Annotated in this window: 15 protein-coding genes; 8 read left to right on the forward strand and 7 right to left on the reverse strand. The window is 68.1% G+C overall.

What is annotated here, in order from left to right; all coding sequences use genetic code 11:
• Positions 1 to 144 precede the first annotated feature (144 nt).
• Positions 145 to 999 (reverse strand): RDD family protein, encoded by an 855-nt coding sequence (locus E3O19_RS02535; RefSeq protein WP_134565053.1) that lies wholly within the window; start codon positions 997 to 999, stop codon positions 145 to 147.
• Positions 1,000 to 1,016: 17 nt separating this feature from the next.
• On the opposite strand from E3O19_RS02535, the gene E3O19_RS02540 reads away from it, so the two are divergent.
• Positions 1,017 to 2,012 (forward strand): stage II sporulation protein M, encoded by a 996-nt coding sequence (locus tag E3O19_RS02540; RefSeq protein WP_134565054.1) that lies wholly within the window; start codon positions 1,017 to 1,019, stop codon positions 2,010 to 2,012.
• A gap of 107 nt (positions 2,013 to 2,119) precedes the next feature.
• On the opposite strand, the gene E3O19_RS02545 is transcribed toward E3O19_RS02540, so the two are convergent.
• From E3O19_RS02545 to E3O19_RS02565, 5 genes are read right to left on the reverse strand one after another with little or no spacing between them, the layout of a single operon-like run.
• Complete coding sequence (locus E3O19_RS02545) at positions 2,120 to 3,427, reverse strand: DUF58 domain-containing protein (RefSeq protein WP_134565055.1); 1,308 nt, start codon at positions 3,425 to 3,427, stop codon at positions 2,120 to 2,122.
• A gap of 1 nt (position 3,428) precedes the next feature.
• Positions 3,429 to 4,400: an AAA family ATPase gene (locus E3O19_RS02550; RefSeq protein WP_134565056.1), complete on the reverse strand. Its 972-nt coding sequence runs from the start codon at positions 4,398 to 4,400 to the stop codon at positions 3,429 to 3,431.
• Complete coding sequence (locus E3O19_RS02555) at positions 4,397 to 5,671, reverse strand: DUF4350 domain-containing protein (RefSeq protein WP_241981147.1); 1,275 nt, start codon at positions 5,669 to 5,671, stop codon at positions 4,397 to 4,399. The genes E3O19_RS02550 and E3O19_RS02555 overlap by 4 nt, the downstream gene beginning before the upstream one ends.
• Positions 5,668 to 6,348 (reverse strand): DUF4129 domain-containing protein, encoded by a 681-nt coding sequence (locus E3O19_RS02560; RefSeq protein ID WP_134565057.1) that lies wholly within the window; start codon positions 6,346 to 6,348, stop codon positions 5,668 to 5,670. Before E3O19_RS02560 ends, E3O19_RS02555 begins: the two co-directional genes overlap by 4 nt.
• On the reverse strand, positions 6,345 to 7,502 hold the full coding sequence (locus E3O19_RS02565; RefSeq protein WP_166804436.1) for a glycerophosphoryl diester phosphodiesterase membrane domain-containing protein: 1,158 nt from the start codon (positions 7,500 to 7,502) through the stop codon (positions 6,345 to 6,347). The genes E3O19_RS02560 and E3O19_RS02565 overlap by 4 nt, the downstream gene beginning before the upstream one ends.
• 135 nt (positions 7,503 to 7,637) lie before the next feature.
• Between E3O19_RS02565 and mtrA the strand changes: the two genes are divergently transcribed.
• The 6 genes from mtrA (at position 7,638) to secA (ending at position 16,158) form a co-directional block, all read left to right on the forward strand.
• Positions 7,638 to 8,318 (forward strand): MtrAB system response regulator MtrA, encoded by a 681-nt coding sequence (mtrA, locus tag E3O19_RS02570; protein WP_134565059.1) that lies wholly within the window; start codon positions 7,638 to 7,640, stop codon positions 8,316 to 8,318.
• A 5-nt stretch (positions 8,319 to 8,323) separates the two neighbouring features.
• Positions 8,324 to 9,979: an MtrAB system histidine kinase MtrB gene (gene mtrB, locus E3O19_RS02575; RefSeq protein ID WP_241981148.1), complete on the forward strand. Its 1,656-nt coding sequence runs from the start codon at positions 8,324 to 8,326 to the stop codon at positions 9,977 to 9,979.
• Positions 9,972 to 11,654 (forward strand): LpqB family beta-propeller domain-containing protein, encoded by a 1,683-nt coding sequence (locus E3O19_RS02580; RefSeq protein ID WP_134565060.1) that lies wholly within the window; start codon positions 9,972 to 9,974, stop codon positions 11,652 to 11,654. Before mtrB ends, E3O19_RS02580 begins: the two co-directional genes overlap by 8 nt.
• Positions 11,655 to 11,739: 85 nt before the next feature.
• Complete coding sequence (locus E3O19_RS02585) at positions 11,740 to 12,435, forward strand: ComF family protein (RefSeq protein ID WP_134565061.1); 696 nt, start codon at positions 11,740 to 11,742, stop codon at positions 12,433 to 12,435.
• 101 nt (positions 12,436 to 12,536) lie between these two features.
• Entirely contained in the window at positions 12,537 to 13,238 is a 702-nt protein-coding gene (hpf, locus tag E3O19_RS02590) for a ribosome hibernation-promoting factor, HPF/YfiA family (protein WP_134565062.1), read from the forward strand.
• A 112-nt stretch (positions 13,239 to 13,350) separates the two neighbouring features.
• Entirely contained in the window at positions 13,351 to 16,158 is a 2,808-nt protein-coding gene (secA, locus tag E3O19_RS02595) for a preprotein translocase subunit SecA (RefSeq protein ID WP_134565063.1), read from the forward strand.
• Between the two features lie 97 nt (positions 16,159 to 16,255).
• Here the strand turns inward: secA and E3O19_RS02600 are convergent, their stop codons facing one another.
• Positions 16,256 to 16,690 carry an Rv3235 family protein gene (locus tag E3O19_RS02600; RefSeq protein ID WP_134565064.1) on the reverse strand — a complete coding sequence of 145 codons (435 nt, stop codon included), beginning with the start codon at positions 16,688 to 16,690 and terminating at the stop codon, positions 16,256 to 16,258.
• A 30-nt stretch (positions 16,691 to 16,720) separates the two neighbouring features.
• Between E3O19_RS02600 and E3O19_RS02605 the strand changes: the two genes are divergently transcribed.
• Entirely contained in the window at positions 16,721 to 17,017 is a 297-nt protein-coding gene (locus E3O19_RS02605; protein WP_134565065.1) for a hypothetical protein, read from the forward strand.
• Positions 17,018 to 17,063: the final 46 nt, after the last annotated feature.

The raw sequence follows: 17,063 nt of genomic DNA on the forward strand, positions 1-17,063 counted from the left end.
ACCGCCGGACTCAACTTAGCAACACCAGGAAAGCCACCCCACCGGGGTGGCTTTCCTGCGTTAACACCCCGGCCGCACCGACCACCACCACCGCTGGTCGACCCTGCCGAAACCCGGCCGTCCTGGGGTCGTGCGATGCGTGGGTTACCGATTCGGGAAACCGTGCGGGAATCTCTCGAGCACGGGCTGCAGGCGCTCCAGGCGATTGCGCTCCAGCATCAGTGCAGTGTACTCGCGGTCGCGGCGCACCGCGGCGACACCGAGCAGGAACACCTCCGATGGCGCTGCCGGGAGGGGCGATACGAAGGCGGAGGCCTCACCGGCGAGGCCGGCGGCCAGACTCGCCCGCGATTCCGGGGTCAGCCGGGACGCTTGGCGCAGGAACTGCGCGATCCGGCGGGAGAGCTGGTCAGGAAGCCGCACGATATCGACCGTTTCCGCCCATTCCCCGAGCTCGAGCGGAAGGCCGCGCACGGGGGCGTTGTCGGCGGGGACCCGTTCGTGCTGGCTGTACGTGCCGGCCAGCAGGTCGCCCAGCCGCTTGGACCTGCCGTTGAGCAGCGCGGTCATCGCGGCGAGCCCGCCGAAGGTGAAGTACAACTCCATCACGCCGACCAGGGCGCGGATGAACGCATGGCGCAGCTGGATCGCTCCACCGTCGTCGCGCACGATCCGGGCGCCGATCGCGAGTTTGCCGAGGCTACGGCCCCCGCTGAGCGTCTCCACTGTCATCGGAACGACCAGGATCGAGAAGACAAGCCCAAAGATGCCGAGTGCCCTGGTGAGCGCCGTGTCGATCGAATCGCCGACCAACCAGGTGACCAGAAGGGCCATCGCGACGAACAAGAGGAGATAGGCGAGCCAGTCGATGATCGTGCCCGCGGCCCGCAGAATCACACTGGCGGGGCGCACATCGAGCATGACGGCTTCGCCGGTGACGAGTTCGAACTCGTTCAGAGGGTACTCGCCGTGATCGGCCACATTCCCGTGCTCCGCCATGTCTACTATTAGAGCAGATGGACCTCGACGCGTATTCAGCGGCGCACCGCGCCGAATGGGACCGGCTGGCCGAGCTCGGCTCCCAGCGGCGGCTGTCCGGCGCGCAATCCGATGAGCTGATTGAACGCTACCAGGCGGGCGCCACCGAGCTCTCCTTCATCAAGACCACGGCCGGGTCCACCCTGCCGGGCGACTGCCTATCGGTGGCGCTGTCTCGTGCCCGTTTGCGGTTCACGGGTGCGAGCGCGAATGTGCTGTCCCAGTTGCCTCGATTCTTCGTGCTCCAGCTGCCGGCGGCCCTGTACCGCCTGCGGTGGCTCACCCTCGCGGTCGCGGTCGTCACTGCTGTCGTCGCGGGTCTCTACGCCGTGTGGGCGACGGGGAACCCGCAGGTCCTTGCGAACTTCGGCTCGGACGCGCAGCTGCAAAAGCTGGCGAACGAGGACTTCGTCAACTACTACTCCGAGAACCCGGCCGCGTCGTTCGCCGGGCAGGTCTGGACCAACAACGCCTGGATCGCCGCGCAGTGCATCGCGTTCGGGATTCTCGGGGTCTACGTGCCCTATATAGTCCTGCAGAACGCGCAGAACATCGGCGTTGCCGCGGGCGTCATGTTCGCCTACGGCAAGGGCGACGTGTTTCTCCTCTACATCGCCCCGCACGGCATGCTGGAACTGACCGCCATCTTCGTGGCCGCGGCCGGTGGGCTCCGGATCTTCTGGGCCTGGATTGCGCCGGGCGGGCGCACCCGCGCGCAGGCGCTGGCCGAAGACGCCCGCGCCCTGTCGACGGTCGCCGTCGGGCTCGTGCTGGTGCTCTTCGTCTCGGGCGTCATCGAGGGGTTCGTCACCCCGGCTCCCTGGCCGTGGCCGGTGAAAATCGGCATCGGGGCCGTCGCGCTCCTCGGCTTCCTCACCTACATGCTCGTTCTCGGCCGCCGGGCCACCCGAGCAGGTGAGACGGGCGACCTGGTCGAGTTCGAAGCGGGAGCCACACGCATCTACGCGGCCTGACCGTGCCGGCAGCGACGCCAGGGCGTTGTTCTGTCTGGCCCCAGGATGTTCCTGCGCGGATCGGGTGGCTCCGCCGTGAGCCCGTCAGGGCAGGGCAGTCCATCGGGTCAGAGCAGCCCGGCGGCCTTGAGGGCGATGTAGCGGTCCGCGAGGGCCGGCGGCAGGTCTGCAGGGGCGGCTGTGACGACATCCGCTCCCTGTTGACGGATGGCGGCGGATACCCGGGCAACGTCGAGCATGGCTCGTTCGGCGGCCGCCGCGCGGTAGATCTCTTCCCGGTCGCCGCGCTGTCGGCTGGCCAGCAGTGTGGTCGGATCGGTGACGGATGCCACCACCACGGTGTGCCGCCGGGTCAACTGAGGAAGCATCGACAGCAGGGCCGTGGAGGCGCCGGCGGCGTCGATCGAGGTGACCAGCACGACCAGCGCCCGCTGGCTGGTCACGGCGCGCACCTGGCCGGGCACGGCGGACCAGTCCATCTCGATCAGTTCGGGCTCGATCACCGCCATGGCGTCGACCATTCGCGAGAGGAGTTCCGCGCCCTGTGCCCCCTGCACCCTCCCTCGCGCCCTGCGGTCATAGGCGATGAAGTCGACATGGTCGCCTGCCCGGGACGCGAGGGCGGCGAGCAGCAGCGAGGCCTCGAACGCGGTGTCGAGTCGCGGCTCGTTGTCAATGCGGGCGGCGGAGGTGCGCCCGCTGTCGATCAGGATGACAACGCGCCGGTCGCGTTCCGGGCGCCAGGTGCGCACCATGACGTCGCTGTGCCGGGCGGTGGCGCGCCAGTCGATGGAGCGGACGTCATCACCACGCACGTATTCCCGCAGGGAATCGAACTCCGTACCCTGCCCGCGAACCAGGAGGCTGGTGCGGCCGTCGAGTTCTTTGAGCCGCGTGATCCGGGATGGCAGGTGCTTTCGGGCGTTGAAGGGGGGCAGCACCCGTACCCGCCCGGGGCAGTCGAGGGTGGCCTGCCTGGCCCACAGGCCGAGTGGGCCGTTCGATCGCACTGTCACCTGGTTCACTCGGCGTTCTCCGCGGCGGGACGGCGCCAAGCGCAACGAGACAAGGCGTCGTTCTCCCGGCGGGATGAGAACAGGGGTGCGGTTGTTTCCGGCGCCGGCCGACGGCTGCCAGCCGTCCCGAATGACCGCGCGCAGGCGCCTCGACCCGGTGTTGGTCAGGTAGAGGTCGCTCGTGACCGTTTCGCCCAGGCGCACTCTGGCCGGCAGGCTGCGCGCGAGCGAGAGGCCTCGCGGCGACCCCGCCAGAGCGAGGTCGAGCATTCCCGCGCCGAGCACGAGCAGCAGCCACAGGCCGAGTACCAGGCCGGCCGTGCCCGAAGTGCGCCCGAGCGCGACGATCGGCACGACGCCCAGGGCGACGAGCGCGACGAATCGACCGGTGACGGTCACGTTAGATCGGCACCTGGACCTGCGCCATGACCGCGCGCAGGATCGCGTCCACCATGACGCCCTCGAGTTCGGCCTCCGGGCGCAACTGGATCCGGTGCCGCCAGCACGGCAGCACCATCGCCTGGATGTGGTCGGGGGTGATCGAGTCATAGCCGCTCAGCCAGGCCCAGGCCTTGGCCGAGGCGAGGAGGGCCGTGGTGCCTCTGGGGCTCACGCCCAGCTTCACCGAGGGGCTGCGCCTGGTCGCCCTGGCCAGGTCGACGATGTACGCGAGGACATCCGGGCTGGAACCGACGGATGCCACAGCCGCCTGCGCCGCGCGGAGCTCCGCCGCGCCGAGCACGGCGGTGACCCCGGCCCCAGCCAGGTCGCGGGGGTTGAAACCGTCTGCGTGCCGACGGAGTACCTCGTACTCCGCGTCGCGTTCGGGGATGTCGAGCACGAGTTTGAGCAGGAACCGGTCCAGCTGTGCCTCCGGAAGCGTGTAGGTTCCCTCGTATTCGATCGGGTTCATGGTGGCGGCGACGATGAACGGGTCCGGTAGGGCCAGGGACATGCCGTCGACGCTGACCTGGCGCTCCTCCATCGCCTCGAGCAGCGACGACTGTGTCTTCGGCGGCGTGCGGTTGATCTCGTCGGCCAGCAGGATGTTCGTGAAGACCGGTCCCTTCCGGAATTCGAACTCGCCGACCTTGGCGTCGTAGACGAGGGAGCCGGTCACGTCCCCGGGCATGAGATCGGGTGTGAACTGCACTCGCTTGGTCTCCAGGCTCAGGGCGTGGCTGAGGGACCGCACCAGTAGCGTCTTCGCGACGCCGGGCACACCCTCGAGCAGCACGTGTCCGCGGGCCAGCAAGGCGATGATCAACCCCGTCACCGCGCCGTCCTGACCGACGACCGCCTTGCCGACCTCGGTTCGCACCTGGACGAGTGAATCTCTGAGGGTATCGACGGCAGCGGTATGGGTGCTCATGGGTCCATTCTTCCGGGTGGCGGTGGCGTGGTCGCGCGAGCCGTGGCCCGCTCGAGATCCTGGATCTGGTCTGAGAGGGCAACGAGATCACGGTCGCTCGCCGGCACGGCGTCGACGAGCGTCGAACGCACTTCGCCCACGGACCGCCCGGTGGCGGCCGCGACGGCGAGGATCACCTCATCGAGGCCGGCGAGCCTGGAGAGACCGACCTTCGCGGCCAGACGCTGGAGGGAACCGACCCGCAGGGCGTCGAGGGCGCGCAGACGCGCACTGCCGCGCGCGTACAGCCGGGCCCGGCCCTCCATGGTTTCACTGGCTCGCACGGTGACGGGGAGGTTCTCGGCGACGAGCGGGCCGAAACGACGTCCGCGCCAGACCGCGGCCGCCAGGGCGACGAGGACGAGCAGGACGAGCGTCGGGGTGACCCAGCCCGGCGTCAGCTCGCCGAGCGACGGGGGCCCGGTACGGGCGACGTCCGCGAGCGTCGGCAGGTACCAGATCAGGTGGCTGCCGGCCCCCAGCAGATTGAGGGCGAGCGCGGCGTTCCCGTTGCGGGCGATCGTGTCGTTGCTGAACACGGCGGTGTCGGCCACGAGTGTGATGGTGCTGTCCGCCTCGACTCGCTCGACCACGGCGAAGGCGTCCTGTCCGGTCGGGAAGCATCCGGTCAGCCCGAGGGCGTCCGCTGCGATTGTGAGGGTCTTTCCGCCGGGTGCGAGACGGCCGGCCTTCACCGCTGCCGGGATGTCGCAGCCCGCCGCACGGGAACCTGAGGCGGCCACGCCGCCGAAACCCACACCGGGGGCGAGCGCCTGCAGGGTGTCGAAGTCCGGGTCCGCGACGACGATACGGGAAGCCAGCCCCGCCATCGCCCGGACCTGGTCCCGGGTCAGGTAGCCGTCGGCATCGAAGTAGAACAGCGTCGGGTCCGCCGAGGTGGATGCGGCGGCCGTCGCCTTCTCAAGGGTGTCGACCGCGGTCACGGTGACCCCCTGGCTCCTGAGCACCTCGACGAGGGCCATGGCGCCGGCCCGGGCGGCGTTGTCCGCGGCCAGGGGTGGTCCGCCGGACTGGCTGCCGCCGGCGAGCGCCGTGGCGATGATGGCCACCAACAGGGCACCGGCGCCGGCGGCAACCCAGAACCCGGAGCGGCGCAGGGCCGCGCGCAGGGTCGGAGTAGAGGAGACCGCGTCCGGCACGACCGGCGCGGTGGTCGGACCCGGTGTCGGTCCCTGGGTAGGCCCGGTCGTCTTCTCCGGCGCCGGGGTCACGGCCGGACCAGTGGGACAGGGTCTTCCCGTCGCACGGGGGCGGCCCCGCGGAGGTCACTTTCGAGGGCGGCCAGGGCGAGGAAGCCTTCCTCGGTGCCCACCTGCCCGAGATAGCGGAGGCCGTCGAAAACGTCGGCGGCGGTGGCCAGGCGCACTCTGTCCCCGGGAAAGGCCTCGGCGGCACGTTCGGCGACGGCATGCGCGGTGGTGCCCGGAGTGGTCATCAGGATGGTGCGTTCGAACAGGCCGCGGGCCAGCGCCCGGAACATCTCCTCCCCGGCCAGGTTCCACTCTCGGTGCGAGGCGGCCGCGAGGGCGGCCGTGCGCAGGTCGGCGGCCGTGCGGCGGTCGTTGACCCCGAAGAGTTCGGTGGCCAGGCTGCTGCGCCGGTTCAGCCGGGGCAGGCCGAAGATGAGGAAGAGCGCCGCGAGCACCGCGGCGATGATGATGGTCACGATCAACGGCACCCAGCCGGCGAGGCCCGCGCCGGATGGCGCGACCAGGGACCCGAACCAGTCAAGGATCGCCTGGGAAAGCCGGTCGAACCAGGTCGGCCGGGCCGCCTGGTACGGGGCCTTCGCCAGTTCTTCGCGGAGCCAAAGGCGTGCTTCAGGCGCGTCGGGGTCGACCGGGATACCGGCCAGCACCTTCGTTCCGATCCCCAGGCCGCCGATCATGCCCCTGGGGTCTCCGTGCCGGCGGCGCCCACCAGGTACGGGTCCGTGGCGCCACTGCCCCGCGCGGACTCGACGAACCTGGCGAGTTCCAGGTCGAGGCCTTCCTTGCGCATCCGCAGGTCGATGTAGATCAACGCGACGGTCGCGGACTGGATGACGGTCGCCACCGCGCCGAGCACCAGGCTGACGAACAGCACCAGCACGTAGAGGATGACCGAGGGAAGGTAGGCATCGAAGCTGGCGTTGGGATCGACGAGCGAGGTGGCAACCGAGAACAGGATCGACACCGGGGTGACAACGACCTGGCTGACGACGTTGATGATCACGGCTACGAGCAACTGCACCCCGAGGGTGCGCCAGAAGTAACCGTTGGTCAACGACCACGACCGCCGCACCGATCGGCGGATGCCGAGCCGCTCCAGCACGATCAGGCACGGCACAAGGGACAGCCTGGTGCCCAGCCAGGCGCTGCCCGCGATGAACAGCAGGACGCCGAGGAAGCCGAGGATGATTCCGAGGTACACCCCTACCCCGCCGAGCGTGACGAACAGCACGACGGACCCGGCGACGAGGCTGAGGGCAAGCAGGGCGATGGAGCCGAGCAGGACGGTCCACACCAACAGCGGCCAGAGGCGGCGGCCGACCAGGCGCCAGAGCTGGACGAGTCGGAGTTTCTCGCCGAGGGTGGCCCGGGCGACTTCCAGGACGATGACGCCCTGCAGGAGGGCGCCGGCGACAAGCGAGAGCGCAATCGGGATCAGCGCGGACAGGGCGATGCTGACCCATGCCCCGGCCTGCACGGCGTCGCGATCGGCGAGCGGCGCGCTGTCCACCCGGCTGAGAGCGAAAAACGTCACCGAGCCGACCACGACGAGGGTGGCCAGAGTGACCACGGCCTGGATGAGCAGGGCGCTGCCGAAGGTGGCCTTCGGGTTTCGGCGGAGCACCTGGTACGGGGCCCAGAGCAGGGTACCGAAGCCGAGTGGGCGCAGGGGAATCAGCCCGGGGCGTGGCGGCGGAGTCCAGCCGGAAGGAACGCTCCAGCCGAGCCGGCGGTCATCGCCTCGCGGCGCGAGCGGTGGGACCTGTTCGCCGTAGCGCGGTCGATTCTGCCCGTCATCCGTCGGGGACTGCCAGTTTTGCGGGTCCGTCACGACACCAATGCTGGCACACCTCGGCGAGGGAACCGGGACGTTCGGGAATCACACCGCACACTCGACTACTCTTGACCCAAAGATTGCACTACTCACCGGGGGGAATTCCAGGGTGACTGAGCTGAAAACGGACGTATGAACGCACGCATTTTGGTCGTCGATGACGACACTGCACTGGCAGAAATGATCGGCATCGTGTTGCACGGTGAAGGCTTTGAACCATTCTTCTGTGCGGATGGTTCGCTGGCGCTGGAGGCATTCCGCGCGACCAAACCCGATCTCATCCTGCTCGACCTGATGCTGCCCGGCCTCGACGGCATCGAGGTGTGCAGCCTCATCCGTGCCGAGTCCGGAACGCCGATCATCATGCTGACGGCGAGAACGGACACCACCGACGTCGTCAAGGGCCTCGAGTCCGGGGCGGACGACTACATGGTCAAACCGTTCAACCCCAAGGAACTCGTCGCGCGGATCAGGACACGCCTGCGTCCCCTCTCGAACGACGCCCCAGCCAACCTGCAGATCGGCGACCTCGTCGTGGACGCCGCCGGGCACGAGGTACGGCGCGGCGAACGCCAGATCAACCTCACCCCGCTCGAGTTCGACCTCCTCCTCGCGCTCGCGTCGAAGCCGCAACAGGTTTTCACCAGGGAGATGCTGCTCGAACAGGTCTGGGGCTACCACTACAAAGCCGACACCCGGCTCGTCAATGTGCATGTGCAGCGCCTGCGCGCGAAGGTCGAGGATGATCCGGATAACCCGCGCATCGTCATGACTGTGCGCGGAGTCGGCTACCGGGCCGGCTCGGCCGGCTAGTTCCCGTGGCCGTCCGCAGCGGATTCGCTCGCATTGATTGGCGGGATTGGCGGTCCTGGCCGGCCAGGACCGCCCTACTATGGCGGTCCTCCCTGCAATTTCGCACCGTGACGATTACCGTGGCGTTGTCCGGCTTCGCGATCGCCCTCGTTGGCGTATATGTGTCCGTCAGCGTCGGCAACGACCTGTTCCAGTCCAGGCTGGGCCAGGTCGAACTGGACTCGAACCGGGCAACGGCCGCCGCCCAGGGCATCCTGGACGCCTCCGACGCCTCCGACCGGGTCCAGGTGCAGAGCCTGCTCGGCTCCGCCCGCAGCTCCATCTCGGCAGCGTCGTCGAGTCGGCTCATCGCGGTCTTCCGGGTGCCCGGCCAGGATCCGTCCACGGCGGCGCCGCAGGACTTCTCCACCTTCGGGGAATCGACGTCCGTCATCTCGGACGAGCTCCGCGGTTCGGTGCAGGGTGAACCGGGAAAGCAGTTCTGGCAGTCCGTGACACTGGCCACCGACGACGGGGGTGAGGTGCCGGGAATCGTCGTCGGTTCCCAGCTCGCCGTCCCGGTCGCCGGACGCTACGAGCTGTACATCGGATACAACCTCGGCGAAGCCGAGGCCACCCTGTTCTTCGTGCAGCGCACGCTCCTGTTCGCCGGCCTCATCCTGATCCTGTTGATCGGAGCGGTGACCTGGATTGTGGTGCGGTTCGTGGTCACGCCGATCCGGGTCGCCGCTGAGACGAGCCAGCGGCTGGCGTCCGGCGACCTCGGGGTGCGTATCCCGGAGAAGGGCGCAGACGTCATCGCAACCCTGGCGAAATCGTTCAATGGGATGGCGGACAGCCTGCAGAGTCAGATCCGGGAGCTCGCAGACCTGTCCGAGGTGCAGCAGCGCTTCGTCTCTGACGTTTCGCACGAGCTGCGCACGCCGCTCACCACCATCCGGCTGGCCGGGGACCTGCTCTACGACCAGCGTGCAACGTTCCCGCCCGCGACAGGGCGCACCGCCGAGCTGCTCCACACCCAGGTCGAACGCTTCGAGCTGCTGCTCGGCGACCTCCTCGAGATCAGCAAGTACGACGCAGGGTCCGTAGACCTGGAAACGGAACCGACGAACCTGGTCCACCTGGCCGAGGATGCGATCGACGGGCTGCGGTCCCTGGGGGAGTCGAAGGGTTCGCCGCTGACGCTCGTGGCGCCCGGCGGTCACCTGGACGCGGAAGTCGACCCGCGTCGCATCCGCCGGATCATGCATAACCTGATCGGGAACGCCATCGAGCATGGGGAGGGCAAACCCATTGTCGTCTCGGTCGACAGCAACTCGACGGCCGTCGCCCTGTCGGTCAGGGACTACGGCCTGGGCATGAGCCAGGCCGACATCAGCCACGTCTTCGACCGGTTCTGGCGGGCCGACCCCTCCCGCAAGCGCACCATCGGCGGCACCGGCCTCGGCCTCTCGATTGCGCTCGAGGATGCCGCGGTGCACGGCGGCTGGCTGCAGGTCTGGTCGAGCCCCGGCAGGGGCTCCTGCTTCCGGCTGACCCTGCCGCGCACCGCGCGCGGCACCTTGACCGCCTCGCCGAGCCCACTGCCGCCCGACGACGCCGGGATCGACGCACCGGGCACCGCCGCCGCCCGCGTCGTGACGGGAGGGCACCATGCGTAGACGTTTCGGAGCCCTGGCCGCGATGCTCGCGCTGGCACTGTGCCTGACCGCGTGCTCCGGCATCCCGAGGGACGGCAACGTCAGGGCAGGACAGGCGGCACAAGCCGGGGACACCCCCGCCCCGGTGTTCCTGCCGTCCAGGCCGCAGAAGGACGCCAGCCAGGAGGGCATCCTCCGTGGCTTCATCGACGCGGCGACCAGTCCGGAAAACGGTTACGAGATCGCCCGGGAATTCCTGGCTCCGAGTTACAGCGGTTCCTGGAGCCCGGAATCGGGTGTGACCGTCGACGACGGTGGAGGCCGGAGCATCGTGGCCGCCGACGAACGCACGATGGTTTTCTCGGTCAACCCGGTCGCCGAGGTCGACGAGATAGGCGAGTACCACGAGGTTGAATCCTCGGCGGCTGTTCCGCTGCGCTACCAGTTCGTGCAGGTCGGCGGCCAGTGGCGGATCAGCGCGGCTCCCAACGGCACGGTAATCGACCAGGCCACCTTCCGGGACGTGTTCAGCGCACAGGCGCTCTACTTCTTCGACCCCGACTTCAACTTCCTGGTGCCGGACCTGCGCTGGTTCCCGCGCGGCGCGGCCGCGCTGACCAAGATCGTCAACGGGATACTCGCCGGCCCCAGCCCCTGGCTGGCAGGTTCGGTGTCAACCGCATTCCCCGGCGGGACCAAACTCACCGCTGACGCGGTGCAGGTCGTCGCCAGGGATGCCAAAGTCGACCTGAACAGCGAAGCCCTGAACGCCGACCGGGTCACGCTGCAACGGATGCGTGCCCAGCTGAGCAGCAGTCTCCCCGCCGGGTTGACCGTGACCATCACGATCAACCAGAACTCCCAGGACATCGGTGAGCTGGGCGCGAATGCGCCGGTCTTGAACCCCCGGGTGGATGCCAGGGCGCTGGTGCTCCGGAACGGCGAGTTCGGCTTCCTCGCGGCGACCGGGAAGACGATCACGCCGATCCCCGGGCTCTCCGACCACATCGTCGCCCTCAACCCGAGCGCCGTCACGCTCTCGCCCGGGCAGACGGTCGCGGCCGCGCTGACCGGCTCCGGTGTCTACGGGTCGCGGGTAGGCGACGACCCGACGCTGCTCGATCCCCGGCAGGGCCTGATCGCGCCGGCGGTCGACAACCACGGCTATGTCTGGTCGGTGCCGGCAGGGCGCCCGGGTGAGCTCTTCGTTTACAGTCCGGCCGGGGACGCGACCGCGGTGCCGACGCCGTGGCCGGAAGCCTCGGCGATCCAGTCCCTCCGGGTCTCACGCGACGGCACCAGGTTGATCGCGCTGCTGCGGGCCGGCATGGACACCCGTTTCGTCGTCGTGTCGATCAAGCGGGAGAAGAACCTGCCGGTCGCCCTCGGCGACGAGGTGCAGCTGGCCTCTGAGGTGGGGGAGCCGGTCGACGCGACCTGGATCGATGACCTCACGGTGGCGTACCTGACCGTGGTCCCCGGCGGCGTCCCGCGGATAGTCGCCCGACAGATCGGCGGCGTCAGTTCGATCCTCGAATCCGCTCCGGACAGTGTCGCCCTCGTTGGAAGCAACAGCCTGCGCGACCTGCGCGCCCTCACCTCGACCGGTGGGCTCCTGGTGCAGCGCGGTGTCGGCTGGCAGCAGCGCATCGACGCTGTCACGCTCCTGGCCACCCAGCAGGGGATCGGCGGCTAGCCCCTCCCCGGCACCGCTTTGGACGGTTCTCCACCCTGCGGGTGCGCGAGCCCGTGCCGCGGCCGCCCGGCCGCAGGATGATCGGATGAGGCGGTTGAGCGGCGTCGGGGAGGCCCTGCTCGACGCCTGGGCTGTCGTCATGCCGACCGACTGCAGCGGGTGCGGCCGACCGGACCGGGCGCTCTGCCCGGCCTGCCGTGCCACGCTGCTGCCCGCCATTCACCGCACCGAACGGCGCGGTGTGCCGGTATGGTCTGCACTCGACTACGCGGGCGTGCCCCGGCAGGTGATCGCCGCGTACAAGGACGGCGGGCGCATGGATGCCGCGGGCATCCTCTCCGCGTCCCTCCGCTGCGCCGTCATCGCCGCGCTCGCCGCGGTGCCGGAAGCCACGGGGAGTGACGGGTCCGGCATCCACCTGGTCACCGTGCCGTCGTCGGGACGGGCCTGGCGGCAGCGGGGCTTCCACCCGGTCGACCTGCTGCTCGGCCGGTGCGGACTGATGCCGACGCGAGTGCTCCGCGCGGTCCGCGAAACCTCGGATCAGGTTGGCCTCGACCGTGCGGAACGCGGCGCGAACCGGGAAGGCTCGTTGGTCGCCAGGCGGACACTGGACGGATTTCGAGCCCTGGTCGTTGATGACATCCTCACCACAGGGGCGACGGTGCTCGAGGCCCGCCGTGCCGTGCTCGCTGCCGGTGGCGATGTGGTCGGCGTGGCCACTCTGGCAGAAACACGGCGTCGTTTCGCCGCCATCGATCGTTCATCCGAAACTCATTGACAAAAGCGGTGACTTATCCCGTGGACGGCAGTACGGTGGGAGCTACAGGCGCGTACTAATCGCCCAGATACAAGGGCGGTTCGCCAGATCTGGAGGTCGTCATGGAAACAAACATTGTAGGACGAAACCTGGGGATCACTGATCGTTTCCGGGAGTATGCCACGGAGAAGGCCGAGAAGGTTGCCGGCCTCGCCGAGAAGGCGCTCGCCCTGGAAATCAAGCTCAGCCGCCACCGTGAAAAGAACGGGGCGACGGGCAACGACCGCGTCGAACTCACGCTGATCGGCAAGGGGCCCATCGTGCGGGCCGAGGCCGACGGCTCCGATAAGTACGCGGCGTTCGACGTCGCGCTCGGCCGGCTGCTCGAGCGAGTGCGCCGGGCGAAGGACCGCCAGAAGCTGCACCGTGGCGGCGCCCACCGGCCCACCTCGCTGCACGACGCCGCATCGGTGGACTTTCGCGTCGTCGACATCACCCCGGCCGACGCGGAGACCCTCGAGCGCGTGCGCACGGGAGCGATCCAGGTCGTGAATTCTGAGGCCACGGTCGAGGAGCCGGAGGACACCTATTCTCCGGTCGTCATCCGCCGTAAGGTCTTCGCCGCGGCGCCGATGACCGTGGATGACGCGCTCTACTTCATGGAGCTGGTCGGCCACGACTTCTACCTGTTCCAGGACTTGGAAACCAAGCGTCCGAGCGTCGTCTACCGGCGCAAGGGCTGGGACTACGGTGTGATCGAACTGGACGAGAACAGTGACGAACTCCGGGAGGTCGTGCAGTCGGCCACGAAGCGCAGCAACTGACCAACTAGCATTGTTATAGTTGCCGCTGTGTCGGCGCGCTGCGCCGGAACACATGCGTCCGGCCGGACGACAGGCGTGAGTATGCGCCATGACGACTATATGGAGTGCATTCGTGGCCTCAATTCTGGAAAAGGTTCTTCGTGTTGGTGAGGGGCGCGTTCTGCGTCGTCTCGAGCATTACGCGAAGGCCATCAACGCGCTGGAAGAGGACTTCAGTCACCTCACCGATGAGGAACTGAAGAACGAGACTGTGCTGCTGCGGGAGCGCTACTCGGGCGGTGAGTCGCTGGACGATTTGCTGCCCGAGGCGTTCGCTGCAGTGCGCGAGGCATCCACCCGCACGCTCGGCCTGCGCCACTTCGACGTGCAGCTCATGGGCGGCGCTGCCCTGCACCTGGGCAATATCGCGGAGATGAAGACCGGTGAGGGCAAGACCCTCGTCGCGACCACCGCCGCCTACCTCAACGCGATCACCAGCCGCGGAGTTCACATCATCACCGTGAACGACTACCTGGCGAGCTACCAGAGCGAGTTGATGGGCCGCGTGTTCCGCGCCCTGGGCATGACCACCGGCTGCATCCTGTCCGGCCAGACGCCCGAGCAGCGGCACGAGATGTACATGGCCGACATCACCTACGGCACGAACAACGAATTCGGCTTCGACTACCTACGCGACAACATGGCCTGGCAGGCCTCGGACATGGTGCAACGCGGGCACTACTACGCGATCGTCGACGAGGTCGACTCGATCCTGATCGACGAGGCCAGGACCCCGCTGATCATCTCCGGCCCGGCATCCGGTGAGGCCAACCGCTGGTTCACCGAATTCGCCAGCCTGTCCAAGCGGCTCATTCCCGACGTGGACTTCGAGGTCGACGAGAAGAAGCGCACCGTCGGTGTGCTGGAGCCCGGCATCGAGAAAGTCGAGGACTACCTCGGAATCGACAACCTCTACGAGTCGGCGAACACCCCGCTGATCTCTTTCCTGAACAACGCGATCAAGGCCAACGCCCTGTTCAAGAAGGACAAGGACTACGTCGTCATGAACGGCGAGGTGTTGATCGTCGACGAGCACACCGGGCGCATCCTGATGGGCCGCCGCTACAACGAAGGAATCCATCAGGCGATTGAGGCCAAGGAGGGTGTGGCGGTCAAGGCAGAGAACCAGACCCTCGCCACGGTCACCCTGCAGAACTACTTCCGGCTGTACTCGAAGCTGTCCGGCATGACCGGAACGGCCGAGACCGAAGCCGCCGAGTTCATGAGCACCTACAAGCTCGGTGTGGTCTCCATCCCCACCAATAAGCCGATGCGGCGCCTGGACCAGTCCGACCTGGTCTACAAGAACGAAGAGGCGAAGTTCGGCCAGGTCGTCGAGGATATCGTCGCCCGGCACGACAAGGGACAGCCGGTCCTGGTCGGTACGACCAGCGTGGAGAAGAGCGAGTACCTGTCGCGCCTCCTCGCAAAGAAGGGCGTGCGCCACGAGGTCCTCAACGCCAAGAACCACGCGCGTGAAGCCGCCATCGTCGCCCAGGCCGGCCGGCTCGGGTCCGTCACGGTCGCGACGAACATGGCCGGCCGTGGAACCGACGTCATGCTCGGCGGCAACGCGGAGTTCCTTGCCGTCGCCCAGATGAACGCCAAGGGACTGAGCCCGGTCGAAACCCCCGACGACTACGAGGAAGCCTGGGACGACGTCTTCGCCGCCGTCAAGGCCGAGGTGTCCGAGGAGGCAGAGAAGGTCATTGACGCCGGCGGACTCTACGTGCTCGGCACGGAACGGCACGAGTCGCGGCGGATCGATAACCAGCTCCGCGGTCGCAGCGGACGGCAGGGTGACCCGGGCGAGAGCAGGTTCTACCTGTCACTCACCGATGACCTGATGCGCCTCTTCAACGCCGGCGCCGCCGAGAGCCTGATGGGTCGGCAGGGCGTGCCGGACGATATGGCCATCGAATCCAAGGTCGTGAGCCGTGCCATTCGCAGCGCCCAGGCGCAAGTTGAGGGTCGCAATGCGGAAATCCGCAAGAACGTGCTCAAGTACGACGACGTGCTCAACCGCCAACGCGAAGCGATCTACGGCGACCGCCGCCACATCCTCGAGGGCGACGACCTGCACGAGCGCACCCAGCGGTTCCTGGAGGACGTCATCGACGAGGTACTCGACGTGCACACCGGTGAGGGAAACGGCGACGACTGGGACTTCGACGCCCTGTGGACCGAGCTGAAGACTCTTTACCCCGTTGGCCTCACCATCGACGAGGTTGTCGCCGAGGCAGGCAACAAGGGCAAGATCAACCGCGACTTCATGCGCCGCGAGATCATCTCGGATGCCAAACTCGCCTACCAGCGCCGGGAGGAATCCCTCGGTTCCCCGGCGATGCGCGAGCTCGAGCGCCGGGTCGTGCTCTCGGTGATCGACCGCCGGTGGCGCGAGCACCTGTACGAGATGGACTACCTGAAGGACGGCATCGGCCTGCGCGCCATGGCGCAGCGCGATCCGCTGGTCGAGTACCAGCGTGAGGGCTTCGCAATGTTCCAGCAGATGATGGGCCAGATCCGCGAGGAGACCGTCGGCTTCCTGTTCAACCTGGAGGTCGAGGTCAGCCAGGCGCCCAACGCCGTGGCCGGCCCGGTTGTGGCGGCGAAGGGTCTCACTCCGACGAAGGGCGACGACAAGCTGAGCTACACCGCTCCGAGCGACTCCGGCGGAGTCGAAGTGCGCAACCAGCGCGGCCAGATCCAGCAGGCCGCGACCGACCGGGCACGCAAGAGCGCGACAGTGACCGAGACGCCAGGGGGCGAACCGGCCGCGACGGAAACATCCTCCACCCAGCGTGGGGCGTTCGGCCAGCGGGACGGGAGCGGTCCGGCCCCCGTCAACCGGGCCGAGCGACGCGCCCAGGGCAAGAAATAGCCCACCGTCGAGCAACTCACCGGACGCTGATCAGCCACGCGACGTGATCAGCCCCGCGACGTGATCAGTCACGTGATCAGTCACACGAGGGGATCAGTCACAGGATGTTGATCGCGCTGGCCCGCCAGCGGTGGTCGAGGCCCTCCAGCCGGAGCGCGACGGCGCGCACCCGCGCGCGGCTGTGCACGATGACCACGGCCTCGATCACGCCGTCGCGCGGCTCGGTGATGGTAACCCGGCCGATACTGATGGCGGGGCGCTGAGCCTGCTGGCCCTTGACCGCACGGGCACGTGATGAAAGCACCACCCGTTTGAGCAGGTGCCGGTAGACGTCGTCGCTGACCCAGCGCGCGAGCTGGTCGAGCTCCCGTGCGCCGGCCAGCACCTCGATCACGCACCGGGTGAGATTCACCAGCAGCGGTTCCGGATCGGGAAGTTGTTCCCTTGGACTCGGCTGGTGACCGAAGAAGTCCTCGTCGAGGAATCGTTCGGTGCGGGGGTGCGATGCCGGGTCGGCAGCAGGATCGGTCATGACTCCTCCGAGGCGCGTGAGCCCGCTGCCGTGGCGCAGTCCGCCTGGGCATCCGGGTGGTTCTGGCGTTCAGGTGGTGCTGAAGTGGTGCTGGTGCTGGTGCTGGTGCTGGTGCTGGTGCTGGTGCTGGTGCTGGTGCTGGTGCTGGTGCTGGTGCTGGTGCTGGTGCTGGTGCTGGTGCTGGTGCTGGTGCTGGTGCTGGTGCTGCGGCTGGTGCTGGTGCTGGAGTTCGAGTGGGTCGGGAATTTGGGAGGATCACCAAGTACCCCCCGAGCGGGGGTGGATCCCTTGGCGGACACTCAACCATTTCACCGCTGCGGTGTCTAGCGCTTATATCCCCTGTGGATAACCGGTGGCCTGTGTCGGCCGCTCA

This window comes from Cryobacterium algoritolerans (genome assembly GCF_004402785.1).
GTDB classification, from domain to species: Bacteria; Actinomycetota; Actinomycetes; order Actinomycetales; family Microbacteriaceae; genus Cryobacterium; species Cryobacterium algoritolerans.